General features: G+C 68.9%; 21 protein-coding genes. 6 read left to right on the top strand and 15 right to left on the bottom strand.

Annotated elements, in window-relative coordinates; translation table 11 throughout:
* Positions 1 to 63 precede the first annotated feature (63 nt).
* Positions 64 to 1,329, top strand: coding sequence for an isochorismate synthase (locus tag ASC59_RS14380; protein ID WP_055824421.1), 1,266 nt, complete (start codon positions 64 to 66; stop codon positions 1,327 to 1,329).
* 235 nt (positions 1,330 to 1,564) lie between these two features.
* Here ASC59_RS14380 and ASC59_RS14375 read toward each other — a convergent pair whose 3' ends face one another.
* The 3 genes from ASC59_RS14375 to ASC59_RS14365 form a co-directional block, all read right to left on the bottom strand.
* Positions 1,565 to 2,422, bottom strand: coding sequence for a PPK2 family polyphosphate kinase (locus ASC59_RS14375; RefSeq protein ID WP_055824419.1), 858 nt, complete (start codon positions 2,420 to 2,422; stop codon positions 1,565 to 1,567).
* Positions 2,423 to 2,904: 482 nt separating this feature from the next.
* Positions 2,905 to 4,647 carry a 2-succinyl-5-enolpyruvyl-6-hydroxy-3-cyclohexene-1-carboxylic-acid synthase gene (menD, locus tag ASC59_RS14370; RefSeq protein ID WP_055824417.1) on the bottom strand — a complete coding sequence of 581 codons (1,743 nt, stop codon included), beginning with the start codon at positions 4,645 to 4,647 and terminating at the stop codon, positions 2,905 to 2,907.
* Positions 4,640 to 5,044, bottom strand: a complete 405-nt coding sequence (locus ASC59_RS14365) for a PLD nuclease N-terminal domain-containing protein (RefSeq protein ID WP_055824415.1) — start codon at positions 5,042 to 5,044, stop codon at positions 4,640 to 4,642. The genes menD and ASC59_RS14365 overlap by 8 nt, the downstream gene beginning before the upstream one ends.
* A 94-nt stretch (positions 5,045 to 5,138) precedes the next feature.
* Between ASC59_RS14365 and ASC59_RS14360 the strand changes: the two genes are divergently transcribed.
* Positions 5,139 to 5,444 (top strand): DUF4229 domain-containing protein, encoded by a 306-nt coding sequence (locus ASC59_RS14360; protein ID WP_055824413.1) that lies wholly within the window; start codon positions 5,139 to 5,141, stop codon positions 5,442 to 5,444.
* Here the strand turns inward: ASC59_RS14360 and ASC59_RS14355 are convergent.
* From ASC59_RS14355 to ASC59_RS14345, 3 genes are all read right to left on the bottom strand, one after another.
* A complete protein-coding gene (locus tag ASC59_RS14355) occupies positions 5,421 to 6,419 on the bottom strand; it encodes a 1,4-dihydroxy-2-naphthoate polyprenyltransferase (RefSeq protein WP_055824412.1) in 999 nt (332 codons plus the stop codon). The genes ASC59_RS14360 and ASC59_RS14355 overlap by 24 nt on opposite strands.
* 102 nt (positions 6,420 to 6,521) lie before the next feature.
* The gene (locus ASC59_RS14350) at positions 6,522 to 7,715 is read right to left on the bottom strand and encodes an AMP-binding protein (RefSeq protein ID WP_055824409.1); all 1,194 of its coding nucleotides are present in this window, start codon (positions 7,713 to 7,715) and stop codon (positions 6,522 to 6,524) included.
* 1 nt (position 7,716) lies between these two features.
* Positions 7,717 to 8,637 carry a 1,4-dihydroxy-2-naphthoyl-CoA synthase gene (locus ASC59_RS14345; protein WP_055824407.1) on the bottom strand — a complete coding sequence of 307 codons (921 nt, stop codon included), beginning with the start codon at positions 8,635 to 8,637 and terminating at the stop codon, positions 7,717 to 7,719.
* A 164-nt stretch (positions 8,638 to 8,801) separates the two neighbouring features.
* Between ASC59_RS14345 and ASC59_RS14340 the strand changes: the two genes are divergently transcribed.
* Entirely contained in the window at positions 8,802 to 9,779 is a 978-nt protein-coding gene (locus tag ASC59_RS14340) for an o-succinylbenzoate synthase (RefSeq protein WP_055824405.1), read from the top strand.
* Between the two features lie 323 nt (positions 9,780 to 10,102).
* Here ASC59_RS14340 and pulA read toward each other — a convergent pair whose 3' ends face one another.
* From pulA to ASC59_RS14310, 6 genes are all read right to left on the bottom strand, one after another.
* Positions 10,103 to 16,147 (bottom strand): pullulanase-type alpha-1,6-glucosidase, encoded by a 6,045-nt coding sequence (pulA, locus tag ASC59_RS14335; protein WP_082513782.1) that lies wholly within the window; start codon positions 16,145 to 16,147, stop codon positions 10,103 to 10,105.
* A gap of 385 nt (positions 16,148 to 16,532) precedes the next feature.
* On the bottom strand, positions 16,533 to 17,516 hold the full coding sequence (gene ccsB / locus ASC59_RS14330; RefSeq protein ID WP_082513781.1) for a c-type cytochrome biogenesis protein CcsB: 984 nt from the start codon (positions 17,514 to 17,516) through the stop codon (positions 16,533 to 16,535).
* 85 nt (positions 17,517 to 17,601) lie between these two features.
* Entirely contained in the window at positions 17,602 to 19,392 is a 1,791-nt protein-coding gene (gene resB, locus ASC59_RS14325) for a cytochrome c biogenesis protein ResB (RefSeq protein ID WP_442915109.1), read from the bottom strand.
* 64 nt (positions 19,393 to 19,456) lie between these two features.
* Positions 19,457 to 20,212: a cytochrome c biogenesis CcdA family protein gene (locus ASC59_RS14320; protein WP_055824403.1), complete on the bottom strand. Its 756-nt coding sequence runs from the start codon at positions 20,210 to 20,212 to the stop codon at positions 19,457 to 19,459.
* 1 nt (position 20,213) lies between these two features.
* Entirely contained in the window at positions 20,214 to 20,828 is a 615-nt protein-coding gene (locus ASC59_RS14315) for a TlpA family protein disulfide reductase (protein ID WP_055824401.1), read from the bottom strand.
* A complete protein-coding gene (locus tag ASC59_RS14310; RefSeq protein WP_055824399.1) occupies positions 20,828 to 21,472 on the bottom strand; it encodes a histidine phosphatase family protein in 645 nt (214 codons plus the stop codon). The genes ASC59_RS14315 and ASC59_RS14310 overlap by 1 nt, the downstream gene beginning before the upstream one ends.
* A 243-nt stretch (positions 21,473 to 21,715) precedes the next feature.
* Here ASC59_RS14310 and aspS point away from each other — a divergent pair, with 243 nt between their 5' ends.
* Both aspS and ASC59_RS14300 read left to right on the top strand, forming a co-directional pair.
* Entirely contained in the window at positions 21,716 to 23,056 is a 1,341-nt protein-coding gene (aspS, locus tag ASC59_RS14305; protein WP_055824397.1) for an aspartate--tRNA(Asn) ligase, read from the top strand.
* Positions 23,057 to 23,190: 134 nt separating this feature from the next.
* Complete coding sequence (locus tag ASC59_RS14300; RefSeq protein WP_055825630.1) at positions 23,191 to 24,081, top strand: formylglycine-generating enzyme family protein; 891 nt, start codon at positions 23,191 to 23,193, stop codon at positions 24,079 to 24,081.
* A gap of 6 nt (positions 24,082 to 24,087) precedes the next feature.
* Here ASC59_RS14300 and ASC59_RS14295 read toward each other — a convergent pair whose 3' ends face one another.
* Positions 24,088 to 25,083: an HAD family hydrolase gene (locus ASC59_RS14295; protein WP_055824394.1), complete on the bottom strand. Its 996-nt coding sequence runs from the start codon at positions 25,081 to 25,083 to the stop codon at positions 24,088 to 24,090.
* 203 nt (positions 25,084 to 25,286) lie between these two features.
* Between ASC59_RS14295 and ASC59_RS14290 the strand changes: the two genes are divergently transcribed.
* Positions 25,287 to 25,667: an SHOCT domain-containing protein gene (locus tag ASC59_RS14290; protein WP_055824392.1), complete on the top strand. Its 381-nt coding sequence runs from the start codon at positions 25,287 to 25,289 to the stop codon at positions 25,665 to 25,667.
* A gap of 146 nt (positions 25,668 to 25,813) precedes the next feature.
* On the opposite strand, the gene ASC59_RS14285 is transcribed toward ASC59_RS14290, so the two are convergent.
* Positions 25,814 to 26,062, bottom strand: coding sequence for a glutaredoxin family protein (locus ASC59_RS14285; RefSeq protein ID WP_055824390.1), 249 nt, complete (start codon positions 26,060 to 26,062; stop codon positions 25,814 to 25,816).
* A 101-nt stretch (positions 26,063 to 26,163) separates the two neighbouring features.
* A complete protein-coding gene (locus ASC59_RS17055) occupies positions 26,164 to 26,262 on the bottom strand; it encodes a 30S ribosomal protein bS22 (protein WP_003792170.1) in 99 nt (32 codons plus the stop codon).
* Positions 26,263 to 26,369: the final 107 nt, after the last annotated feature.

Below are 26,369 nucleotides of genomic sequence, written 5' to 3'. Positions count from 1 at the left end.
CTGGCGCTTCGGCCGCGGACTTCGTCCGGGCCTCAGCGAGCGGTGAGCGACGCGTAGGCTGAGATGGTGACGGCGACGGAGTCCCGGGTGCGGGCATTGCGAATCGAGACGACGCCCGTCGACGGCATCCGCTCGCTTCTGTTCTTCACGGAGCAGCGCTCGCCCTTGCTCTGGATGCGCCGCGGCGAGGGCTTCGTCGGCGTCGGAGAGGCACTGCGGCTCGAATTCAGCGGGCCGACGCGATTCACCGACGCCGCTGCCGCGTGGGCCGAGGTCGCGGCGATCGCGCAGGTGCACGATGCCGTCGGCCTTCCGGGCACCGGGCTCGTCGCCTTCGGGACCTTCGGATTCGCCGACGACTCGCGTGCCACCAGCGTGCTCATCGTGCCCGAGATCATCGTCGGCCGTCGCGGCTCGCACTCCTGGGTCACCCGGGTCTCTCCCGCGGATGCCGCGGGCGATGACCTCGGCGGTCCTGCAGCCGAGGATCCGGTCGCGACCGCCTTCGGAGACGACTACAGGGTGACCTTCCGGCCCGGGGAGCTCCCGCCTGCCGCCTTCATGGAATCCGTCGCATCCGCCGTGCGGCATATCTCGGCATCCGACGCTCGCAAGGTCGTGCTCGCCCGCGATCTCGTCGGAACAGTGCCCGCCGGGAGTGATCTGCGCCGCGTGCTGGCCGAACTCGCGCTCGGTTACCCGGACTGCTGGACCTTCTCGGTCGACGGGATGCTGGGGTCGAGCCCCGAGACACTCGTGCGCTCGGAGGCCGGCACGGTCTCCGCCCGTGTGCTGGCCGGCACGGCCCCCCGCGGCCGCGACGCCGTGACGGACGAGAAGGTCGCCGCCGGACTCTCACGCTCCGCGAAAGACCTCGCGGAGCACGGCTTCGCGGTGCAGAGCGTGCTCGCCACCCTCGGCCCGCACACGACGCGCCTGCAGAGCTCGAAGCCGTTCACCCTCCAGCTTCCGAACCTGTGGCATCTGGCGACGGATGTCGAGGGCGTGCTGCACGACGGATCGACCTCACTCGACCTGGTCGCGGCGATGCACCCCACGGCTGCCGTCGCCGGTACGCCGACGGATGCCGCCCTCACGATCATCCGCGAGCTCGAACCGTTCGACCGCGGCCGCTACGCGGGACCCGTCGGCTGGATCGACGCCAACGGCGACGGCGAATGGGCCATTGCGCTTCGCTGTGCGCAGGTCGCCGAGGACGACAGCGTGCGCGCATATGCCGGCTGCGGCATAGTCGCAGACAGTGTGCCGGCCGACGAGCTGGCGGAGTCGCGCATCAAGTTCCGTCCGATCGTGGAAGTGTTCGCGTAGCGCACCCACCCCCGCCCGATGGTCGAGTGGGCCCGCGAGCGCACCGACCGCTGGTCGAGTAGCCCCCGAGCGCAGCGAGCGGGCGTATCGAGGCCACGCCGTCGGGTGGCGCGACTCGAGGGATCTCGATACGCGTCCGACTTCGTCGGGCGCTACTCGATCAGCGAGGGGTACGTCGGGCGCTACTCGATCACCGGTGGCACGTCGGGCAGCAGTCGATCGACCGGTCCTCGTCCTAGCTGGCCGCCAACCGCGCCTTCTCCACCTCGACGTCGTAGTCGGGCTTCGGCCACTGGGGGTCGATCAGCCGCAGGGCATCGATGAGCAGGTGCTGCACGGCCAGACGGGCGTACCACTTGCGGTTGGCCGGCACGACGAACCAGGGAGCATCCGTCGTCGACGTCTCGTCGAAGACGCGCTGGTAGGCGGCCTGGTAGTCGTTCCAGCGCAGGCGTTCTGTCACGTCACCCGGGTTGTACTTCCAATGCTTGTCCGGCCGTTCCAGACGGGCGGCGAGGCGCGCCTTCTGCTCGTCGGAACTGATGTGCAGCATCACCTTGACGATGACCGTGCCGTTGGCCACCAGTTCCTGCTCGAACGCCGCGATGTCGCGGAAGCGCTGCTCGATCACGTCGTCGGGTGCGAGCTTGCGCACGGAACCGATCAGCACGTCCTCGTAGTGCGAGCGATCGAAGACTCCGATCTGGCCGGCGACCGGCACCTGCCGGCGCACCCGCCAGAGGAAGTCATGAGCGAGTTCCTCCTCGGTCGGCGCCTTGAAGGCGTGCAGGTGCACTCCGCCGGGGTCGACGGAGCCGACGACGTGCTTCACGATGCCGCCCTTGCCCGCTGTGTCCATGGCCTGCAGCACGAGAAGCACCGAGCGGGTTCCGCCGACCGTGCTGTCGGCGAAGAACTTCTCCTGCAGGGTCGCGAGCACCTCTGCTCCCTCGTCGAGGGCGTCGACGGAGTCGCGTTTGCGCCCGCTGAAGCCGGGAGTGCCGTCGGTGTCGACGTCGGTGAGCACGAAGCCCGGTTCCACACGGAGAAGGGGCGCGGGGTCCTCGCGCCAGAAGGTCTCGAAATCGGCCATCGGATGCCTCCTCGCGTCGCGGATGCCCCCATCCTGCCCTACCCGCCGCTGGGCGAGTAGCCCGCGAGCGTACCTCGCTGGTCGAGTAGCCCGCGAGCGGAGCGAGCAGGCGTATCGAGACCACCTCACGGGGATCTCGATACGCGACCGACTTCGTCGGGCGCTACTCGATCAGCGGAGCGAGAACCCGCTGGTCGAGTAGCCCGCGAGCGCAGCGAGCAGGCGTATCGAGACCACCTCACCGGGATCTCGATACGCGACCGACTTCGTCGGGCGCTACTCGATCGGCGGAGATGAGGTCGGGCGCTACTCGATCAGCGGAGGGAGAACCCGTCGGTCGAGTAGCCCGCGAGCGTAGCGAACAGGCGTATCGAGACCACCTCACGAGATCTCGATACGCGACCGACTCCGCCGGGCGCTACTCGATCAGCGGAGATGAGGTCGGGCGCTCCTGCATCCGCGGAGGAGCGGGAGGAGAAGCCTCAGCGCTGCAGCGGGATCTCGAGGATCGTCGGACCGGTGACCGGTGCCGTCAGCGCGTCGGTCAGTCGCCCCTGGTTCTCGGCGCGCCTGTACTCCCAGCCGAACGCTCCGGCCAGTGCTTCGAGATCCGCGGACTGAGGGGTGTAGAGCACGCGATCGAAGGCGTCGCGAGGAGCACTGGCCGCCACCTCCAGCGTGTCGAAGATCGTGCCGCCGCCGTCGTTTCCCACGACGATCAACACCCTGGGGCGTGTCTCCCCGTCGCCGATCAGCAATGACCCGGCGTCATGCAGCAGCGTCAGATCGCCGAGCAGCACCCTGGTGATCCCGGGGGCTCCTGCGGCCTGGCTGGCAACCGCGATACCGAGGGCGGTGGCGACGGTGCCGTCGATTCCGGCGAGCCCGCGGTTGGAGTGCACGGTGATGCGCTTGCCCGGCACCACGCGGTCGGCATCGCGGATGAGACGGGACGCCCCGAACACCAGCCTGTCGTGAGGCCAGGTGGCGTTCCACAGTGCCTCGACGAGCATCCGCCTGTCGACGGGCTTCTTCACAGCGGCCAGCTCCACCTTGAGGAATTCACGGCGGGCGTCGGCCCCGGACCCCAAGGGCACGAGGGCGTCGGTGCTCGCGTCGAACGCCGCGTCGCGCAGCGCGCGGCTGGTCGCGACCCAGCGTCCGGTCCAGCGGCGCTCCTCGCTGGTCTGCTCGTGGGGCGCGACATCGACAGCGGGGGCGAAGACGGCGCGGTGGCCGGGGTCGTAGCCCTCGGCCGCGCTCGGGTTGACGACGATGGTCTCGACCCCGTCGCGCCGGAGCAGGGCAGGAACCTCGCGGCTGAGCGTCGGATGCCCGAACACGACGGCGCGTTCGATGCGTCCGCCGAAGTCCTCGTCGGAGAGCAGCTCCCGATACGACACCACGAGTTGCGGACCGAAGCGCGCCCCGCTCGAGACTTCGGCGAGCAGCGGCCAGGCGCCGGCTCTCGCCACGGCCTCGGCCTGCTCGCCCGATCCGTGTCCCGCAATCACGACGGTGCGTGGTCCGTGAGCGAGGACGACGGCATCGGATGCCGCATCCGGCGCGTGATCAGCCACAGTTGCGGTCGACGCGGCCGCAGTGGCGCCGGTCTCGTGGACGTCGCTCGACCGTGCAGCGGCGCTCGGTGCCCCGGATGACAGCGGCTCCCGGTACTGCAGGTTGAGGTGCACGGGACCGGGGTTGCCGGTATCCGTCGCCGCCCCGATCGCCCGAGCGGCGAGCGACGTCATGCCGGCGTCGTGGTCATCCGTCTCGATCGGTGCATCGACGTCGACGTCGAGCCGCACGGCGGAGCCGAAGATCCCGGGTTGCGCTGTCGTCTGGTTCGCACGGATGCCGCGGAGCTCGACCGGCCGGTCAGCGCTCAGCACGACGAGCGGGACGCGCGAGTGATGCGCCTCCAGGACGGCCGGGTGCAGGTTGGCGACGGCGGTACCCGAGGTGGTCACGACCAGCGCCGGCACGCCAGCCTCGATGCCGAGGCCCAGCGCGAGGAAGCCGGCGCCACGCTCGTCGAGGCGCACGTGGAGTCGCAGGACGCCGTCATCGGCGAGGGCGGCCGCCGCCAGGGCGAGCGCCTGCGAGCGCGATCCCGGGCAGACGACCACGTCGAGCACGCCGAGCCGCGCGAAGGATCGGAGCAGCGCGAACGCCGCGTCCGATGCTGGGCTCTCGCTTACGGGTGCTGGGGCCTCAGGCATCCGCACGGCCGGGCTTGTCGCCGTCGGTGCGGTGGTCGGGGTCTGCGTCGGGATCGGGGTCCTCGGCCTCGGCGCGTGCGTCGAGATCGGCCAGCTCCTGTTCCATGCGGCGGATGCGCTCCTCCTGGGCGGCGTCGCGCTTGAGCCTGCCGAGGAACTCGGGGTCGTCATCGGGGGCGACGGTGCGGGAACGGCCTCGTGCGCTGGAACTGCGTCGACCGCGGCCGACGAGGAACCAGAGAGCACCGCCCACGAGCGGAACGAGGATGATGACGATCAACCACACGGCCTTGGGCAGCCCTCGAACGCGGCGGCGGTCGAACAGTGCGCAGTCGATGATCGAATAGATCATGAACACGACGGCCGCCACAACGAGGCCGACGAGCAAACGAGTCATGGGGCAAGTCTAGGCACGATTCCTGCACGATCCCGGGGACTGCGGAACTCGCCTGCGGCAGGGGGTACTCAGCCGCCGATCGTAGACTCGAGGGGTGAAGGCTTCCTCCTGGGTGACGTACACCGTTCTGCGACTGCTCGCATTCTTCGTGCCGTTCGCGGTGCTCATGCTCGTGAACGTGCCGTGGTACGTCTCGGCCATCGTCGCGGCCCTGTTCGGGCTCGCCTTCTCCTACATCTTCCTGCGCCGTCCCCGCGAGAAGGTCGCCACGTCGATCTACGAGACGCGGCACCGCGACAAGCCTCTGGTGAACGCAGACGACGAGAGCGAGGACGCCGCCATCGACGAGGCTGCGACGACGGATGCCGCGGTCGACTCAGAAGGCGAACGCCGCTCCTAGTCCGACACCCATGAGCAGGCCGGTGAAGCTGGTCAGCTGCAGGGCCAGGATGAGCTCGGGCGCCGTCTTCGCCGTCACCGTGATGAGGCACGCCGGCAGCGCCAGCAGCAAGGCGAACAGCACCAGCCAGGCGATCGGGTACAGCAGGGCGAGGAACGCCACGATTCCGAACGGCACCAGCAGGAAGATGCAGAACAGCACCGTGGCCCAGCGTCGTCCGATCAGCACGGCGAGGGTGCGCTTCCCGGCGATTCGGTCCTGTTCGATGTCGCGGATGTTGTTGACCATGAGCACGGCACAGGCGACCAACCCGAGCGCGACACCGGCGAGCCAGCTCTCGAGGTTCACGTCGAGCACCTGCACGAAGGTGCTGCCGGCCGTCGCCACGAGGCCGAAGAAGATGAAGACCACGAGCTCGCCCAGCCCGAAGTACCCGTAGGGGCGCTTGCCGCCGGTGTAGAACCACGCGGCGACGATGGCGACGGCGCCCACGGCGAGCAACCACCACTGCTGGCTGGCGATCACGAGCAGCAGGCCGGCCACGGCCGCCAGGCCGAAGAAGACAAGGGCGACGGTGAGCACGCGCTTCGGAGCGACGGCACTGGATGCGGTGAGGCGGGCCGGGCCGACGCGGTGGGCATCCGTTCCCCTGATGCCGTCCGAGTAGTCGTTGGCGTAGTTCACGCCGATCTGGAGGCACAGCGCCACGACCAGGCAGAGCAGCGCACGCACCCAGTGCACCACCTCGGGATCGCTGAGCACGACGGCGGCGCCGGTGCCTGCGGCGACGGGTCCGACCGCGAGCGTCAGGGTGCGCAACCGTGCTCCGGCCACCCAGTCGCCGAAGGTCACCCGGCCGAGCGGATGCTGCACACCGGCGGCACGCTTGGCCGGGTTGCCGCTGCGGGCCGGGTTCGTGCGGGCTGCGCCGCTGTTCTGCTGGTTCTGTCGCGATGTCTGGGCCACGAGGTGCATCCTAAAGGCTGGAGCTATGGGCGGAGGCTGCGCCCGGCGGGCCTGGCGTCGTGAATGCAGGACCACGCTCGACATGGCTGCGATATGCGGCCCTGTCGGATCTCATCCTGCATCCCGAGCCGCAATCAGCGCGGCGATGGCCCTCCGGTCGGGCTTGCCCGAGCTGAGCTGCGGCAGCGCCTCGAGTTCGACCAGCACGGCCGGGCGGGCGGCGACGCCGAGTGCGCTGCCGACGGCGGCACGGATGTCGTCGAGAGTGGGGTGCGTCGGCGTCGGCCGCCCGGCCGGCGGCGCGACCGCGATGGCCGGCACCTCTCCCCAGCGCGGATGCGGCACTCCGACCACGACGGCGTTCTCGAGACCCGGCAGCATCCGCACGGCACGTTCGACGGCGTCGAGCGACACCTTCACGCCGCCGGAGATGATGACGTTGTCCGCCCGGCCGAGGATGCGCAGGCGCTGAGTCCCCCCGGCGCCGGCCACGAGTTCCCCGAGGTCGCCCGTCCGGTACCAGCGGCATCCGTCGCGCTCGACGAAGGCGGCGGCTGTGCGGTCGTCGTCGCCGAGATAGCCCATCGCGAGAGTCGGCCCCGCGAGCTCGACCAGGCCGTCGCGAACGGCGACCCGCGTCGATCCGATCGGCACGCCGTCGTAGACGCAGCCGCCACTGGTCTCGCTGGAACCGTAGGTGCGGGTGACAGCAAGGCCGAGCTCGGCTGCCCGCTCGAGCAGTGCGGGCGGCGATGCCTGCCCACCGAGCAGGATGCGCGTGAAGCTGCGGGCAGCTGCGAGCACGGCAGCGTCCCGCCCCGCGGCCTCGACGATGCGCGCCAGCTGCGTGGGCACCAGCGAGGTGAAGCGCAGCGGGGCGGTGAGACGTGATGCCGCCTCCGAGAAGCCCACGGCATCGAAGTGCTCCGCCTCGAGCACCACCGGCGCGGTGCCCGCGGCGATCGAGCGCACGAGCACGTTCGCACCGGCGATGTAGTGCGCAGGCAGGGCGAGGAGCCACTGACCTGATCCGCCGATGGCCGCAGCGGATGCCGCGGCCGAGGCGAGCAGCGCATCGGCGCCCAGCGCGACCCGCTTCGGGCGTCCGGTCGACCCGCTGGTCTGCACGACCAGCGCGATCCCGTGCGGCACCACCGGCCCGTTGCGGAGATCGGCTGCGGCGAACCCGGCGTCGGCGGCAGCGACCGGGAACACAGCGGGACCGGAGCCGTCGAGTGCCGCGCGCAGAGCCGAGAGGACTGCATCCGCGGCCCCTCCGTCGACGAGGGCGAGCGGCCCGGTCACGTCAGAACTGCCAGGGGAACGGCGACCAGTCCGGCTCACGCTTCTCGAGGAAGGAGTCGCGCCCCTCGACGGCCTCGTCGGTTCCGTAGGCGAGGCGAGTGGCCTCGCCGGCGAACACCTGCTGGCCCACGAGCCCGTCATCGACGGCGTTGAAGGCGAACTTGAGCATGCGGATGGCCGTGGGCGACTTCGTGAGGATCTCGCGTGCCCAGTCGATGGCCGTCGACTCGAGTTCGGTGTGCGGCACGACGGCGTTCACCGCACCCATCTCGTAGGCGCGATCGGCGGAGTACTCGCGGGCGAGGAAGAACACCTCGCGGGCGTTCTTCTGGCCGATCTGGCGCGCGAAGTAGGCGCTGCCGTAGCCGGCATCGAACGACCCGACGTCGGCGTCGGTCTGCTTGAATCGCGCCTGCTCACGACTCGCGATGGTGAGGTCGCAGACCACGTGCAGCGAATGCCCGCCACCGGCCGCCCAGCCGGGAACGACGGCGATGACGACCTTGGGCATGAAGCGGATGAGGCGTTGCACCTCGAGGATGTGCAGGCGGCCGGATCGGGCGGCATCGATGCCGGTAGCCGACTCGCCGTCGGCGTACTTGTAGCCGTCACGCCCCCGGATGCGCTGGTCACCGCCCGAGCAGAAGGCCCAGCCGCCGTCCCTGGGGCTCGGGCCGTTTCCGGTCAGCAGCACCACGCCGATCCGTGGGTTGGTGCGAGCATCCTCGAGCGCCGAGTAGAGCTCGTCGACGGTGTGCGGCCTGAAGGCGTTGCGCACCTCGGGCCTGTTGAAGGCGACGCGGGCGATGCGGCCATCGGTGCTGTGGTGATAGGTGATGTCGGTGAGACCGTCGTAACCGGGAACATCCGTCCACTGGCTCGAATCGAAGATCTCGGACACCGGTGCCGACTGCTGGCTCATGTCTCCAGCCTATTCCGCGGCTCACCGGACCTCTCGCCCCTCACCCGTGCGCCCTCAGCCGCGCGGGCCCGGAGCGGTCGTCTCCGCGGCGACTTCGTCGCGGTACTGGACGCGCGACGGGCGCGGCACGGGCGCGGAGGCTCGCGAGGTGCGACGATGGGACGGTGCCACTGCCGCCGCTCGTCGAATTGCTGTCCACCGCTCGCGTCGTCGCGCTTCCGCTGCGCACCAGGTTCCGCGGCATCGATGTGCGGGAGGCGATGCTCTTCGAGGGGCCGGCCGGGTGGACCGAGTTCTCGCCGTTCGTCGAGTACGACGACGCAGAGGCCGCCGCCTGGCTGAGCGCCGCCATCGACTTCGGCTGGCGCGAACTTCCGGTCCCGTTGCGCACCCGCATTCCCGTGAACGCGACGATTCCCGCAGTCGCGGCGAACGAGGTCGCCGGCATCCTCGCGCGCTATCCCGGATGCCGCACAGCCAAGGTCAAGGTGGCAGGCGGAGACGTGTCGCTCGCCGACGACGTCGCCCGTGTCGCCGCCGTGCGCGGGGCGCTCGGGCCGGAGGGCCGCATCCGCGTCGACGCGAACGGCAACTGGAACGTCGACGAGGCCGAACACGCCGCGCACGCTCTCGAGCCCTACGACCTGGAGTACATCGAGCAGCCGTGCGCCACGGTCGAGGAACTCGTCGAACTGCGGCGTCGCGTGCGCTACATGGGCATTCCGGTGGCGGCCGACGAGAGCGTGCGCCGCGCCGCCGATCCTCTGGCCGTGGCAGAGGCCGGTGCAGCAGACCTGCTCGTCATCAAGGCCCAGCCTCTCGGTGGGATCAAGGCCGCCCTCCAGATCGTCGCACGGGCCGGGCTTCCCGTCGTCGTCTCGAGCGCCATCGACACCAGCATCGGGCTGGCGATGGGCGCCCACCTCGCCGCCAGCATTCCCGAACTGGAATACGACTGCGGACTGGGCACCGCCGAGCTGCTGGCGGCCGATGTGACGGCCGAACCGTTGTCCGTCACCGACGGGGCGATCGACGTGCGGCGGGTGGTTCCGGATGCCGCCCTCCTCGAGCAGCACGCGGCATCACCCGAGCGCCGAGAGTGGTGGCTGGCGCGGCTGAAGGCCGTGTACGCGCACCTGTAGGAGCCGCACACCCGCCCGCTGAGGGCCGAGCGCAGCCCCACCGCGCCACCGCTGGTCGAGTAGTGACCGAGCGCAGCCCCACCGCTGGTCGAGTAGTGACCGAGCGCAGCGAGGACACGTATCGAGACCACCCCAGGCCACGACATCGGCCGGGAGTGATCTCGATACGCCTGCTCGCTGCGCTCGCGGGCTACTCGATCAACGCGGTGGAGTGATCTCGATACGCCTGCTCGCTGCGCTCGCGGGCTACTCGATCAACGAAGTGGGGTGATCTCGATACGCCGGCTCGCTGCGCTCGCGGGCTACTCGATCAACGCAGCGGCCTACCACAGCAGCACCGGCAGCGGGATCGACCGCGAGTTCTCGTATGGTGCGACACCCGTGAACGAGGTGCGGATCAGGTGGATCCCCTTGCCGAGCTTGGGCAGCTTCACATCGATGCGGCCCTTGTCGCCGGCCTTCAGCGTCTCGGTCGCGATGACCTTGCCGTTGTCGGTCACGGTGATCGTGCCCACGGGGTTGGTCCTGTCGGCGGTGACCACCTTGCCCACCACCTTCACGGAGCTACCGGCCTTCGCGATCAGCTTGTTCGGGGCTGCGAGCACCGTCGTCTTCACCGGGGCCGGAGCCTGGTCGTCGAGCAGCACCGCCACCGAGCGACCCGGGATCGTCACCGACCCCGCCGCCCTATCCCAGGTCGTCTGCTTGACCACGGCGTCGGCACCGGATGCCTGCACCGACGACAGCGCGTAGGCCCTGCCCTTCAGCGAGGGCAGCACCTGGGTCGCGGCATCCGGAGACGCGTTGAACACCACGAGGGCGCCGTCGAGGTCGGGGTCGGCATCCGGGCCCACCAGGTCGTCGATGCTCATCGCGATGACGCCGGGCACAGCCGCCGGACCGCTGCCCGGGAAGGACACCTTCTGGTCGATGAGCTCGGCGGAACCGAGGCGCAGCAGGTCGACGTCGGATCGCAGGCGCAGCAGGTCGAGCGCCTGCGCCTCGGCGGTCGCGATGTCGGCAGCCGCCGGCTTCAGGGCCGGGTCGGCGAGCAGCGGCGCCATGATCGGCCACTTGTCCTCGTTGTCGGCAGCCGGCGGGAGGCCGGATCCGAACGTCGACGTCTGGCCGGTCCAATCGATGCGGTTGAACCAGTCACCGGAGTTGAAGCTGTTGCGGTCGAGTGACTTCGAACGCAGCAGTTCGGTTCCGGCGTGCCAGAACGACGGTGACTGCGACAGGGTGGCCGTCGCCAGCGACAGGGTGTTCATCCGGATGCGGTCGGCCATCGGGGTGTCGGTCGGCAGCTTCAGCACCCCGAGGTCGTAGAGCGTCTCGTTGTCGTGGGCGTCGAGGTAGTTGATCGTCTCGGCCGGTTCGTCGGAGTAGCCGGCGGGCTGCCCGTTGTAGTCGAGAGCGTCGCCGCGCTTGACCGTGCCGTCGGCGGTCTCGAACTCGAATCCGCGCAGGTTGCCGGCGAGCCCGAGCTTCACCAGGTCGGTCTGGCGGGCGAGCGCTGCTGCTGCCTCCTCGGGCGTGCCGTTGATGACGTTGCCGTTGGAGTCGGTCGAGAGTCCGGTGCCGTAGCCCTGCGAGTAGGTGGTGCCTGCGTCGACGGGACTGCCGCCGTGCACGGCGTCGCGCAGCCTGTCGTTGAACGTGCCGATGCCCGTGCCGCCGAGCTGGCCCTGCGTCGCCTGCTCGAACAGGGCGTTGTCGGTCACCTCGCCGAAGTTCCAGCCCTCGCCGTAGAGGTAGACGGCCTTCCCGTCGACTCCGTCGTTCGCGAGCGTCAGCTCATCGAGCGCCGCGCGCACGGCCAGCATGTTGGCCTTGGAGTGGTGCCCCATGAGGTCGAATCTGAAGCCGTCGACCTTGTACTCCCGCGCCCACAGCACGACCGAGTCGACCATGAGCTTCTCGGCTGCGGCATGCTCAGTCGCCACGTTCTGGCAGCAGGTCGACGTCTCCACGTTGCCGACGGCGTTCAGCCGCTGGTAGTAGCCCGGCACGACGCGGTCGAGGACGCTGCGCTGTCCCTGTCCGCTCTCGGCGGTGTGGTTGTACACCTCGTCGAGCACGACCTGGAGGCCGGTGGCGTGCAGGGACCCGACCATCTCGCGGAACTCCTCCACGCGCGCTCCGCCGTTCGGGTCGACGGCGTAGGAGCCCTCGGGCGCCTGGAAGTGGTACGGGTCGTAGCCCCAGTTGTAGCCGTCGGTGTCGGCCACGGCCGCGACGCAGGCCTGCTGCTCCGGTGACGCCGGTCCGAAGCTCGCGAGATCGCAGTCCGGCTGCTGCTGGGCGGCGCGGTCCTCCTCGATGGTCGCGAGATCGAAAGTGGGAAGCAGGTGCACCGTGTTGATTCCGGCGTCGGCCAGCTGGCGCAGCTGATCCGTTCCCGCGCTGTCGCGGGCGAACGCCCGGTACGTGCCGCGTTCGGCCTCGGGCACCGTGGTGTCGCCGATCGAGAAGTCGCGCACGTGCAGCTCGTAGATGGCCCGGTCGACGGGCTTGTCGATCACCGGAGCCTTCGTCGTGGCCCACTGCGTCGGCTTCCACTCGTCGTCATCGAGGTCGATGACGACGCTCCGCTCCGAGTTGGTGGTCAGGGCCACCGAGTACGGGTCCGTCACCGAGTTCGTCTCGATGCTGCCCGTGGTCGGCGCGTAGACGTCGACCGACCAGCGGTACTCCGTCCCGGCTGTGACGGATGCATCACTCACGGCCCAGGTTCCGTCGGCGGCATTCCACTCGGCGGGTACTGCGACCGGATCGCCGGCGACGCCCGTCGGGTAGACGAGCACCGCGGCACTCTGTGCCGTCGGAGCCCAGAGCCGGAGCGTGGGCGATGCTCCCGACCAGCTGACGCCGAGAGTGCTCGAGGCAAGATCGTCGGCGTACAGGTCGTCGAGCACGCCGGGCAGCTGCACTCCGGTCAGCGCACTGAGAGCGCCGTCCGTCTCCTGGGAGACGAGAAGCTGCTCGGTGACGAGATCGGCGACGTCGGACCGAGAGAGATCGACCGGATGCAGCGCCACATAGCTGGCGAGGGCCGGGAACGCAGCCTTCTCGGCATCCGTCAGTCCGGCGGAGTCGTAGGCGAGCTCGATGGCGCCGTCGTCGCCGGTCACGGCGTCCTCGCTCACGGCGAGGGCGGCCTCTGCGGAGTGGTGGAGCGTGAAGTTCGCGTCAGCGGCATCCGTCTCGCCCAGGAGCGACTGCGGCCAGGCCAGGGTGTTCTCGCTCACCCAGTGGGCGCGCAGTTCTCCGGTTCCGGCGAGCGGCGGGTCGTCCAGCACGACCTCGAGCACGTGCGTCTCGAGGGTGTAGCGCAGGGTGACGAGCTTGCCGTCGGTTGTGGTGAAGGCGAGGTTGCCGCCGCCGGGGGCGCCACCGACACCGTAGTTCTCATCCCACGACATGCCGTGAGCCACCTTGAGCTCGTAGGAGCCCGCCGGGATCTCGTCGCTCGACCACTCGTAGACGCCGTCGCCGTCACCGTCGGTGAGCCAGGTCGCCAGGCAGTCCGGCTGCCAGTCGCCGGAGCAGCCGACCTCGCTCTGGTAGCTGCCCGGAGCAGTGACGATGGGGCCCTGCGCCGTGTTCTGCACCTGGTGGGTGCGCGGATCGAAGTAGAACGTGATGGGGCCGCCGGGGGCCGTGTAGGCGATGTTGCCGCCATCCTTCACACCATCGGCGCCGTAGTTGACGTCCCACGATCCGTTCAGGGCCACCTTGAACTCATAGTCGCCAGCGGGGATGTCGAAGGTGCCCGCGTAGATGCCGTCGGCACGCTTGGTGAGCTTCGCCGTCTCGCACGCCGGTGTCCAGTCGCCGGCGCAGCCCATCTCGCTGTTGTGGCTGCCCGGGATGGTCACGAGGGAGATCTCCTCCTCCGGCTCCTCGGTCACCACGGTGGTCACGGCGTTGCCGACCGAGGCGTACGTCGACGCTGCGGCGTGGTTGCCTGCGGCATCCGTCGTCACCGCCCGGTACTCGACCAGGGTTCCGGCTGCGAGGCCCTTCACATCGTGAAAGACGCGCGGCGAGGTGGTCTCGGCCGTGCCGAGCTCCGTCCATTCCGCGTCGCCGACGGTGCGCCAGGCGAAGCTGGTCTGCTGCCACGTGTCGTCGGCCACGTCGGCCGAGACGGCGCTGACGCCGGAGAGGCCGGCACCTGCGGTCGGCGCCGAAACCGTGATGGCATCAGGGGCCGCCGGAGCCGTGACCGTCGAGCCGGCCTTCCACACCACGGCGCCGAGAGCGGGCACTGTGACGGATGCGAGTCCGTCGGCATCCGACGCGAGCTCGCCCGTCGCCCCGTAGAGCGGGGTGAACGCGCCACTCTTCGTCAGCGTCGGAACCGAGACCGTCTTCTCGGCGGCCGAGTTGTTGACAGCCACGAGGTACTCGGTCTTCTCGGTCGCGTCGACGCGGGAGAAGGCGTAGACGCCCGGGCCGTTGTCGACGTAGCGCTCGATCTGCGCTCCGCTCGACAGGGCGGGGTGCGCCTGGCGGAGAGCGGAGAGCTCGGCGATGTGCGTGTACAGCTCGCCATCCGTGCCGAAGTGCTCTCCGGTTCCGACGGGCTCACCGGTGATGAGGTTCTGGCCCGTGTACTCGGCGACCTGGCTCGGGAACAGCGTCTGGCGTGCACTCTGGTCGTTGCCCTGGCCGGCACCGGCGAAGCCCTGCTCGTCGCCGTAGTAGACGACGGGCTGGCCGCGGGTGAGGAACATCAGGTCGTGCGCGAGGGCGTCGCGCTGCACGGCGGCGGCGGTGTTCTGCAGGAAGTAGCCGACCCTGCCCATGTCGTGGTTGCCGAGGAAGGTGGGCAGCGCCGTCGCCGAGCTGTGCGGCGTCGTGTAGTAGTCGTCGCCGGCGAACAGGCTCTGCAGACTCTTCGCCGAGTTGCCGGATGCGTAGCCGACGGCCTGCGACTGGAAGGTGAAGTCGAGCACCGAGTTCATGTCGCTGTCGCGCACGTACGGCGAGAGCTTCTGCGGGTCTGCGTCGTACACCTCGCCGAACATGAAGAAGTCGTCGTTGCCGATGGATGCGGCATGGTCGCGCACCGCTGTCGACCACTTCTGCCAGAACTCGAAGTTCACGTGCTTCGCCGTGTCGATGCGGAAGCCGTCGATGCCGAGGTCGACCCAGTCGTTGTAGACGTCGACGAAGCCGTCGACCACCTTCGGGTCCTCGGTCATGAGGTCGTCGAGCCCGGAGAAGTCGCCGAACGTCACCGACTCCCCCTCCCACGTCGAGTCGCCGCGGTTGTGGTAGATCGTCGGATCGTTGAGCCACGCCGGAACCTTCACGTCGGCCTCGGCCGGATCGATCGTGGGCACGTACGGGAAGCTCGTGGCCGGGTCGAGCGTCGGGAAGTCCTCGGTGCCGGCGTAGTCGGCCGGGTTGAAGGCGACTCCGTCGGCGTCCTTGTACGGGCTCGTCGCCTGGTCGATGTACGACGTCTCGCCGCCCTCGTAGGCGATCACGTCGGCCGTGTGGTTGGTGATGATGTCGAAGTAGACCTTGATGTCCTTCGCGTGGGCCTCGTCGATGAGGGCCTCGAGTTCTGCGTTGGTTCCGAGGTGCGGGTCGATCTGGGTGAAGTCGGTGATCCAGTAGCCGTGGTAGCCGGCGGAGGCGTTGGCACCGGTGCCCTGCACTGGCTTGTTCTTGAAGCTCGGCGTCAGCCAGATGGCCGTGGTGCCCAGCTGGTCGATGTAGTCCAGGCGCGAGCGGAGACCGGCGATGTCGCCGCCGTTGTAGAAGCCCTTGGCGGTCGGGTCGTAGCCGGTGGTGAGGCTGTCGCCGGTCAGGCCTCCGGCGTCGTTCGCGGAGTCGCCGTTCTCGAACCGGTCGGTCATGACGAAGTAGAAGACGTTGTCGGCGCCGGGCTGGCGTACCGGGTCGGCGACGAGGTCGGCATCCGCCTCGGTGTAGCCGCCGTCGAGCTCGAGGGGTGCGAGACCGACGCGGTGGGTGGTGTCGTCGAAGGTGAAACGGATGCCGGTCTCCCCGGCGATCGTGAGCGGTATGTTGTCCTGCCCGCCGTTCAGGCCGTACGCCTCGTCCCAGGTGCCGTTCACGGCGACCTTGTACTCGTAGCTGCCGGCCGGAAGCGTGAAGTCTGCGGCGTAGACGCCGGGGACGTCGGTGGGGAGCAGCTCGGTGTCGGCGCAGTCGGGCGCCCAGTCGCCTGGGCAGCCGAGCTCGGATTGCAGCGATCCGGCCAGGGTGAAGGTGCGGGGATCGTCGGCCAGCGCGGGCTGGACTCCGACCATCACGAGGGCTGATGCGGCCAGCGCCGCGATCGTGCCCGCTGCGAACCAGCGCCGTGCGTCTACCCGAACCGTCATCGTCGACTCCATGCTCTCGCCGGCACACCCCTGTGCCGCGCGTCGAGTGCGACCGTAGCAGCGCGCTCCGGGTGCGTGCAAGCGTTTACACGTTTAATGTGCGAGGGACAGCGGTCGATGCGGGGAATTCATGCAAGCGCTGTCGACCCCGAAGGAGGGGTGCGCGGCTCCCAGCCGTTGGTTGAGTAGCGAGCGTGCGCAACAAGACAGCCGTGGTTACCAGCCGTCGGTTACCCAGCCGTTGGTTGAGTAGCGAGCGAGCGCAGCGAGCACGCGTATCGAAACCATCGCCACCCGCGAACGCCGGGCATCACGGAGCGGTGGTCTCGATACGCGTCCGACTCCGTCGGTCGCTACTCGACCAGCGGGAGCGAGCGTGCTCAGATCAGAGCCCCGAGTACGCGTGCAGACCCTTGAAGAACAGGTTCACGATCGTGAAGTTGAACAGCACGGCCGAGAAGCCGATGATCGCCAGCCAGGCCGACCTTGATCCGCGCCATCCGCGGGTCGCTCGAGCGTGGATGTATCCGGCGTAGATGACCCAGATGATGAAGGTCCACACTTCCTTGGTGTCCCAGCCCCAGTACCGGCCCCACGCCTTCTCGGCCCAGATGGCGCCGGCCATGAGGGTGAAGGTCCAGAGGATGAAGCCGATGATGTTGATGCGGTACGCCAGCGCCTCGAGCTTGGTCGACGACGGCAACGTGGCGAGCAGCCGGCGACCCGTGGACTGGGCGTCCGCGGTGTTGCTCTCGCGGCGGAACTGCATGAGCTGCACCACCGAGAGTCCGAAGCCGAGCGCGAACAGGCCGACGGCCGTGGCTGCGACGAAGACGTGGATGACGAGCCAGATCGACTGCAGTGCCGGCGGCAGCGGCGAGACCGCCACGTAGAAGTTGACCGAGGCGAGGCCCAGCAGGATGAGGACGAGGCCCGTCACGAAGGTGCCGAGGAACCGCAGGTCGACGAAGAGGTTCGCGATCAGGAACACGGCGACGATCACGAGCGTGCCGGTCATGGCGAACTCGTACATGTTGGCCCACGGAACGCGACCGGCGGCGAGACCGCGCAGGATGTCGGCCGACAGGTGCAGCAGCCACGCGACGACGGTGAGCGCCACGCCGACGCGCAGCGCGGCGGACCGTCCGTAGCCGCGGGCGGCATCCGTCTCCGGAGCGCTGGGCGCGAGCGTGGCCGTGGATCCGTAGCCCTGAGCGGTCGTCGTCGCTGCCGCCGCCGAGGCGGGCGACGCCGAGCGGGCGGATGCCACAGCACCGCTGCTCGCATCGACAGCGACCTCGTCGATGGACGACGAGCGCTTCGCCAGGTCGATCGCATAGGCGATGAAGGCGATCGCGTACACGGCCATCGCCGAGTACAGCGCTATGACGGACATCTCATCGAAGTTCACGGCTCAACCCTACGCTTCACGATCTTGATCTCTGACGGCATTCTCAGGCCCGCGCATCCGGGGACTCCAGCGCGTCGGGCTCGTCCGTCACCTCGGGAACATACTCGGCGTCGCGGGCTGCATCCGGAGCGAAGCCGGCGGCGTGCCTGTCGGCAACGGCGGCGACCGCAGCGTCGAGACCCGGGTCGTCGCCGCGCGCCAGGCCGGCGTACTCGAAGCGCAGCGCTCCCCCGCCAGCGTCGCGCACCTTCACCCAGACCCGGCGGCGCGGAATGAACAGGCTGGTCACGAGTCCGGCCAGCACGAGCAGAGCGAAGACGAGCACCCAGCCCTGCGTCGGATCGTGGTGGATGTCGAGCGAGGCGAAGCGCAGCACCGAGCCCGAGTAGTCCGTGCCCGCGGTTCCGGCGGCGTCGCTCTCATCGGTGACCGGCGGCGCCGCCTCGCCACTCGGGTTCGCGGCGTCCTCGAAGGTGACGGTGCCGAGGCCGTTCGGAAGCTCCTGCGTCTGTCCGGGCATGAGCTCGAGAGCCTTCGCCTTGGCCTTGCCGCCTGCGATCTCTGTCATCGAATCGGTGTCGAGAGTGAAGACGGATGTCGGAGTTCCCGCGTCGATGCCCAAGTCGCCCTCGAACACCTGGAGCGTGAGCACGGGGTACTCGAGATCGGGGTAGCTCGAGAAGTAGGGCGGCTGCTGGGCTCCCTGCGTCGGATAGAACAGGCCGATCATGCCGAGCTGCTCGGACAGGCCGTCGGGAACCTTGACGACGCCGATGGAGGTGAGCTGGGCATCCTGCGGGAGGAACGGGATGGAGTCGGTGAAGACGACGGCGCCGTCTGGGTCGCGCACTGTGATCGTCGGGGCGTATCCGTTGCCGAGCAGGTAGATGTTGGTACCGCCCGTGTTCAGCGGCTCGTTCACCTTGATGGTCTGCTCTGACGAGTCTCCGCCCTGCTCCGTCACCTGAACCGTCGCCGTGTAGTCGATCGGCTGCCCGAACGCCTTCTGGTTCTGCTGCTCGTAGGTGACGGCCATGTCGGTCAGCGTCAGGGAGTACGGGTCGAGGGTGTCGGGATCGAAGAAGCGGCCGGGGTTGAAGGAGTCGAAGGCTCCGAGGGTGTTGACGAAGGTCTGCCCCTCGACGAGCACCCGCTGCCCGGCGAAGCCGAAGCCGCCGCCGAAGCCCACCGTGACGAGGATGCCGACGAGGGCGCTGTGGAAGACGAGGTTGCCGGTCTCGCGCAGATAGCCGCGCTCGGCCGAGACGCTCTTCTCGCCGGGCTTCTCGAAGACGGCGACGCGATAGCCGGCCGAACGCAGTTGCGCGCGGGCGGCCTCTGCGGCCTCATCGAGCGAACCGGCGCCGTCGCGCTCGGTGTAGCCGGCCAGCCTGCCGAGGCGCACGGGGGTGCGCGGGGGCTGAGCACGCAGCGCGTCGAAGTGGTGCTTCGTGCGAGGGATGACGCATCCGATGAGCGAGATGAACAACAGGATGTAGATCGACGAGAACCACGCCGAGGTGTACACGTCGAAGGCCTGGAGCTTGTCGAGGAACGGCGCCAGGTCGGGGTTGTCGCGGAAGTACTGCGTCACACCGTTGGGGTCGCTCGATCGTTGAGGCACCAGCGAACCGGGAACCGCCGCGACGGCGAGCAGGAGCAGCAGGAAGAGCGCGGTGCGCATGCTGGTGAGCTGCCGCCAGAACCAGCGCAGCCAGCCGACGAGTCCCAACTTGGGCTGGGTGATCTCCGCACCCGAGGCGTCGCGATCCGAGGTGCCGTCGGGCGCCTCGGCGGATGCCGCGGCATCGATGTGGTCGTCGGGACGACGCAGCCGCTCCTCGGCGCCGCCGCGTCCGTCCTCGTGCCCGCCGTCGTTCTCGGGGCGTTCGGTTCCGTCAGAGGAAGAGGTCAAAGCCCGCCATCACCGCCTGCAGCTCGCTCATCCATGCAGTCCAGACTCCGGTCACCATGAGCACGCCGACCGCGATGAGCAGCACGCCTCCGATGATGTTGATCGTACGAATATGCCGTTTGAAGAATGTCACGGCGCCGGTCACCCAGCTGAGGCCGAGGGCCACCAGCAGGAACGGCACGCCGAGGCCGATGCAGTAGGCGACGCCGAGGACCGCTCCGCGCCAGGCGGATCCGGAGTCGAGGCTGAGGCTGAGGACCGCGGCGAGGGTCGGGCCGATGCAGGGCGTCCAGCCGATGCCGAACACGACGCCGAGCAGCGGTGCACCGGCGAGCCCCGTCGCCGGGCGCCACACGGGCTTCAGCTGGCGCTGCAGGAAGGTGAACTGGCCGATGAAGACGAGCCCCATGATGATGACCACGACGCCGAGGATGCGGATGATGAGGTCGGAGTAGACCTTGAGCCATACTCCGAGGGCGCCGATCGTCACCGTGTAGGCGACGAACACCAGGGTGAAGCCGAGCACGAAGAGGGCGACGCCCAGAAGGAGTCTGCGGCGGTACCGCCGTTCCTCGCTCGCGTCGGCTGAGGCATCCGTGAACCCGCCGATGTAGCCGAGATAGCCGGGCACCAACGGAAGCACGCATGGCGACAGGAACGAGATGAGACCGGCCGCCAGTGCGATGGGAATGGCCGCGACGAGCTGGCCGCTCATCACGATGTCGCCGACGCCGCCCACCTCAGTCGCTCTCGGCGAGAGTGTCGCGCACGAGGGTCTCGAGGATGGAGGGGCTCTGCAGCTGGCCGAGGATGCGGGCGGCCACCCGGCCCTGCTTGTCGAGCACCAGCGTGGTGGGCACAGCATTGGCGGGAACCTTGCCGGCGAAGGCGAGCTGCACGGCACCGGACTCGAGATCCATGATCGACGGATAGGTCACGCCGTACTTCTCGTCGAAGGCCTGGGCCTGCGCCGACTGGTCGCGCACGTTCACGCCGATGAATGTGGCGCCGTCGTCGCCGAATTCCTGGTTGATCGACTCGAGGTCTGCGGCCTCGGCTCGGCACGGGGCGCATCCGGCGTACCAGAAGTTGACCACGAGCACGTCGCCGGCGTGCTCGGTCGAGTCGAACGCCTCGCCATCCTGCGTGGTGCCGGAGAAGTCGATCGCCTCACCGCGGTCGTCGACATCGATCTCGGTGACGGTGCCGTCGCCGGCCACGTAGTTCTTGCCGCTGCCCGCCCGGTACTGGTCGGCCAGGGGGTCGCTCGTGCAGGCGCCCAGCGAGACGACGGCCGCGAAGGCGATGCCGATGGCCACGGAGGCGCGCAGGCGCGGGCTCAGGCGCGCGCGCATCACACTGCTCCCACGTCGGTCGCTTCGGCGTGCAGCGGGCCGGCCGGGTCGGAGTACGCGACCTCGACGTAGCTACCGCCGCGCTTCTCGAGACTCGTGATCGAGGAGAGGTCGCAGCGACGCCTGCGGGGGTCGTGCGCCAGGCGCTTGTCAGCCAAGGTGCGCGCGACCATCCAGATGGGCAGCTGGTGGCTGACGATGATCACGTCGCCGCCGTCGACGGAGGCATCCGCGTCGGCGATGCCGGCCATCATGCGCGCTGCGATCGACGCGAACGGTTCACCCCAACTCGGCTTCAGGGGATTCCGCAGGCGCACCCAGTTGCGGGGATCGCGGAGAGCGCCGTCGGGTCCGCTCATGCGCCGACCCTCGAAGGCATTCGCCGGCTCGATGAAGCGAGCGTCGAGCTGCGGGGTGATGCCGAAGGCGCGGGCGATGGGTGCTGCCGACTCCTGCGTGCGCTGCAGCGGAGAGGCGAACAGTGCGCTCACCGGGCGACCGGATGCGGCGAGCTCGTCGGCCGCGGCCTGCGCCATCCGCTGCCCGAGAGCCGAGAGCCCGAAGCCCTCGAGCCGTCCATAGAGGACGCGATCGGGGTTCTCCACCTCTCCATGGCGGACGAGGTGGATTCGGGATGCTGCCACGGCTCCAGTCTACGGATGCCCAAACCGCGAGTTCGCCGTGAGCGGGGCCGTTCCTGCTCCCACCCCCGCTCGTCATCCCGTTGGTCGAGTAGGCCGCGAGCGTGGCGAGCAGCCGTATCGAGACCACCCTCACGGCGACACGAGTTCGTGCGGCGATCTCGACGTGATCTCGATACGCGTCCTCGCTGCGCTCGGTCGCTACTCGATCGGCGATCAGGGACGCCGACGGTAGACTCTCCCTTCGTGACTCGAGTACTCGTGAAGAACCTCTCCGCCCTCCCCGACGGCCCCGTGACGGTGTCGGGCTGGGTCGACACCGTGCGCGACCAGAAGAAGGTGCAGTTCGTCATCCTCCGTGACGAGTCCGGTGCCGTTCAGATCGTGAACCCCGCGCTGCGCGAGCTCGCCGAGGACGCCGCTGAAGGCGACGCCGCCCGCCTCGCCACGACCGAGGCCATCTCGGCGCTGTCGCACGGCTCGTTCATCACCGTCACCGGAGAGCTGAAGAAGGACGAGCGCGTCAAGCTCGGCGGCCTCGAGGTCAAGCTCGCGACCCTCGACGTCGTCACGGCCGCCAACCCCGAGGCTCCCATCGCCGCCGATTCCAGCCTGGACAAGCGCATGGACTGGCGCTTCCTCGACCTGCGTCAGCCCAAGCAGGCACTGATCTTCCGCATCCAGACCACGTTCCTGCACGCGCTGCGCAGCTACTGGGTGGAGAACGACTTCGTCGAGATCCACACCCCGAAGCTCATGGCCAGCGCCTCCGAGTCCCGCGCCGAACTGTTCGAGGTGGAGTACTTCGAAGGCAAGGCCTACCTGTCGCAGAGCCCCCAGTTCTTCAAGCAGATGGCGCAGCCCGCCGGCTTCGGCAAGGTCTTCGAGGTCGGCCCCGCGTTCCGCGCCGACCCGTCGTTCACGAGCCGTCACGCCACGGAGTTCACGAGCGTCGACGCCGAGGTCAGCTGGATCGAGTCGCACGACGACGTCATGAAGCTGCACGAAGAGCTGATGGTGGCGGGCTTCACCGCGGTCAAGGCCAAGCACGGCGCCGAGATCCAGGAGTTGTTCGGCATCGAGATCGAGGTGCCCGCGGTTCCGTTCCCGCGCATCCCGCTCGCCGAGGCCAAGCAGATCGTCGCCGACCGCGGCTACGTCATCCCCCGAGCCGACGACGACATGGACCCCGAGGGCGAGCGCCAGATCGCGGCCTACGTCAAGGAGACCTACGGGCACGACTTCGTGTTCCTCACCGACTATGCCTCGAGCATCCGGCCGTTCTACCACATGCGCCGCGAGGGCGACGCGACCATCACGAACTCGTACGACCTCATCTACAACGGCACCGAGATCTCGACCGGTGCCCAGCGCGAGCACCGCATCGACGTTCTCGTGGAGCAGGCGAAGGACAGGGGCCTCGACCCCGAGGAACTCGGCTTCTACCTCGACTTCTTCCGCTACGGCGTTCCGCCGCACGGTGGATTCGGCATGGGCCTGGCGCGCGTTCTCATGCTCATGCTGGGCGAGTCGTCGATCCGCGAGACGACGTACCTGTTCCGCGGCCCGACGCGCCTGCTGCCCTAAGCGCGCGGGCTTCGAGTCCCACGCCGCGCCCGTGCGCCATTTCGCGGGGGTGCGCGCCACTCCACGTGGCGCGAAGGCCCACGAAATGGCGTGAGGCGCGCCGGTAGGCTCGAGCCGTGACGGATGCGACGGAGATGGTGCTGCTTCAGGGCGGCACCTTCACCATGGGATCGCTCTTCTACCCCGACGAGTCGCCCGTGCACGAGCGCACTGTCGCCGCCTTCGAGATCGACCGGCATCCGGTGACGAACGCCCAGTTCGCCGCCTTCGTCGACGCGACGGGCTACGTCACCGTGGCCGAGCGCCCGCTCGACCCGGCCGATTTCCCCGGCGTCGATCCAGCCGACCTCGTTCCGGGCGGCCTGGTCTTCCACCCGACGCCGGGCCCCGTCGACCTGCGCGACTGGCGACAGTGGTGGACGTGGGGTGCCGGCGCCAGCTGGCGGCATCCGTTCGGGCCCGAATCCTCCATCGACGACAGGCTCGACCACCCCGTGGTGCAGGTGAGCTTCGAGGATGCGTCGGCGTACGCGGCCTGGGTCGGCAAGCGCCTGCCCACAGAGGCCGAGTGGGAGTTCGCCGCTCGCGGAGGCCTCGACGGCGCGCTCTACACCTGGGGTGACGCTCCGGATGCCGCAGGCGAGCTCGGCGGCAACCACTGGCAGGGATCGTTCCCCTATCTCAACACCGGGGCGAACGGCTGGGTGGGCACGTCACCGGTCGGCACCTTCCCGCCGAACGGCTACGGCCTGTACGACTGCGCGGGCAACGTGTGGGAGTGGACGACCGACTACTACACCGAACGCCACATCGTGCCGGGCTCTCGGTTCGCCGAGGCCGGCGCCCGACCGAACCTTCTCGCCGCCGCCAGCGCCGAGCCGGGATCCCGCATCCCGCGCCGTGCCCTCAAGGGCGGCTCGCACCTGTGCGCCCCGGAGTACTGCCTGCGCTATCGCCCGGCAGCCCGCTCACCCCAGGCCGACGACTCCGCGACGACGCACATCGGGTTCCGCTGCGCTCGGTGACGCCCGTCAGGGATTCTGCCCTGCAGCATCCGGGAAGATCCTCGACCAGTCGTCCTTCACACTGACCACCGTGATGCCGGATGCAGCATCCGACGCCGCGGCCAGCGCTTGCTCGGCGCCCTCGTCGTAGGCAACGTCGCCGCGGCCGGCGTCGTCGTCGTGGTGCACGAGCAGTGCCAGACTGCTCGCACTGCCGCTGGCGAAGCGCAGCATCGGGATGTCGCCGTTCGAGTTTCCGGCGGCGAGGATCGGCCGGCGCCCGATGCGGCTCCAGATGCGGACGGGTTTGACGGGTCCGTCGTCGAGGAAGTCGAGGCTCGTGCCGTAACGCACGGCATTCGTCTTCTCGTCGTAGACGAGGCCGACGGCCGAGCCGATCACCCGCTCGGGCGGGATGCCGTAAGAGTCCGCGGTCATCGGCCGCATGAAGTCGCGGTCGCCGCCCGAGACGATGTAGCAGGTGAAGCCGTTGGCCTCCAGATAGGCCAGCAGCTCGACCATCGGCGCATAGACCACGGTGGCGTATGTGCGCTGGAGAACCGGGTGCAGGGCGTTGCGATAGAACTCGGAGACGGATGCCGCGTAGTCCTCGACGCTCTCGTCCGCCGTGGCGGCGATGATGGCCTCGACGAGGCTCTGCAGGCCGGAGTCGTCACCGGTGTAGTGCTTGTCGACCGCCGTCCCGATCCAGGAGAGATCTCCGCTCGCGACGGCGGCGTAGGGCTGTCTCGCCACTAACGACGGATCGGCCGTCGCCGCGGCCGTCCACCTCTCGACGAGGTAGTGCAACTGTGTCGGCATCGGCTTCTCGGTCCAGAGCGTGCCGTCGTTGTCGAACACCGCGATCCGCTCCTCCGGGGCAACGGCATCCGGGGTGTCGCCGGTCACCCGTTCGACGAAATCGATGATCGTCGTCCGGGTCGTGGTGTCCCGCCACGACGGGAGCGCGGTGCCCGCCGTGCTGGCGGCGGCACTCGTGCGTCCTCGAGCTGCCTCTGCCACGTGTTCCCCACTCCATGCGCCGAGCGTGCGTTCGCTGTCGACACTGCCACACGCCACAGGACGCCACAACGCCCGACTCCCGGCGACACGGCGCACCGGACGGTGATACTGAACTCTTTTCACTTGCGCTACATTGATGGCGACTACTGGCACCGGGATGGTCGCCGGTAACACCTGAACAAACAACGGGAAAGGCTCTCCATATGTGGGGTAACTTCTGGGACATCGTCTGGATCTTCTTCTGGAGCTTCGCGTTCATCGCGTACCTGATGGCGCTCTTCGCGATCATCGGTGACCTGTTCCGCGACCACAAGCTCAGCGGCTGGTGGAAGGCCGTCTGGATCATCTTCCTGCTGTTCGTGCCCTTCCTCACGGCCCTCATCTACCTGATCGCTCGCGGCCAGGGCATGGCCGAGCGCCAGCTGAAGGACGTCAAGGCTGCTCAGGCGGCCAGCGACGCCTACATCAAGCAGGTCGCCGGCTCGAGCGCAGCCGACGAGATCGCCAAGGCGAAGGCCCTGCACACCGCGGGCAGCATCACCGACGCCGAGTACGAGGCCCTCAAGGCCAAGGCGCTCGCGTAACCAGCATCACCTCGAAGGGCGATCGGCGCACCGCGCCGGTCGCCCTTTTCAGCGCTTCGGCCGCCGACTTCGTCGGGGCCTCAGCGACCGGGGTCTCGGCTCAGCGAGCGGGGTCGCCGGCTCAGCGAGCAGGGTCGCAGCGCGCCTCAGCCGGCAGGGGTCGACAACGCCGCCCGCAGCCGATCCGGGTCAACACGCCAGTACGTGTGCACGGCACCGTCGATGAGCAGCACCGGGATCTCCTCGGCGTAGCGGTCGCGGAGCGCGTCGTCGTCGAGGATCGAGAGCTCAGTGAGGGCCGCGTCCGGGAACTGCGCGAGCACCGTGGTCACGACTGCGCGGGCGTCGTCGCAGAGGTGACAGCCGGGCTTGCCGATGAGGGTCAGAGTGGTCACCCGTCCAGCCTAGACAGCTGTCGGATGCCGCAGCCGCCGGCCGCGGGGAATGCAGAAAGCGCCCGACCATGACGGTCGAGCGCTCGTGCAAGTAGAAGACTCTACTTCTTGTTGCGACGCTGGTGGCGAGTCTTGCGAAGCAGCTTGCGGTGCTTCTTCTTCGCCATGCGCTTGCGACGCTTCTTGATTACAGAACCCACGCGAACCTCACACGAATCGGGGGCGACCGGCGGATGCTCGGCCACACGAAGTGCCCAGTCTACCGGATGGAACGCCTTCGCGGCGCCACGGGATCGCCCTGCGGCAT

Source organism: Leifsonia sp. Root1293 (assembly GCF_001425325.1).
Classification (GTDB): Bacteria; Actinomycetota; Actinomycetes; order Actinomycetales; family Microbacteriaceae; genus Orlajensenia.
This window is presented reverse-complemented; position numbering and strand designations above follow the sequence as displayed.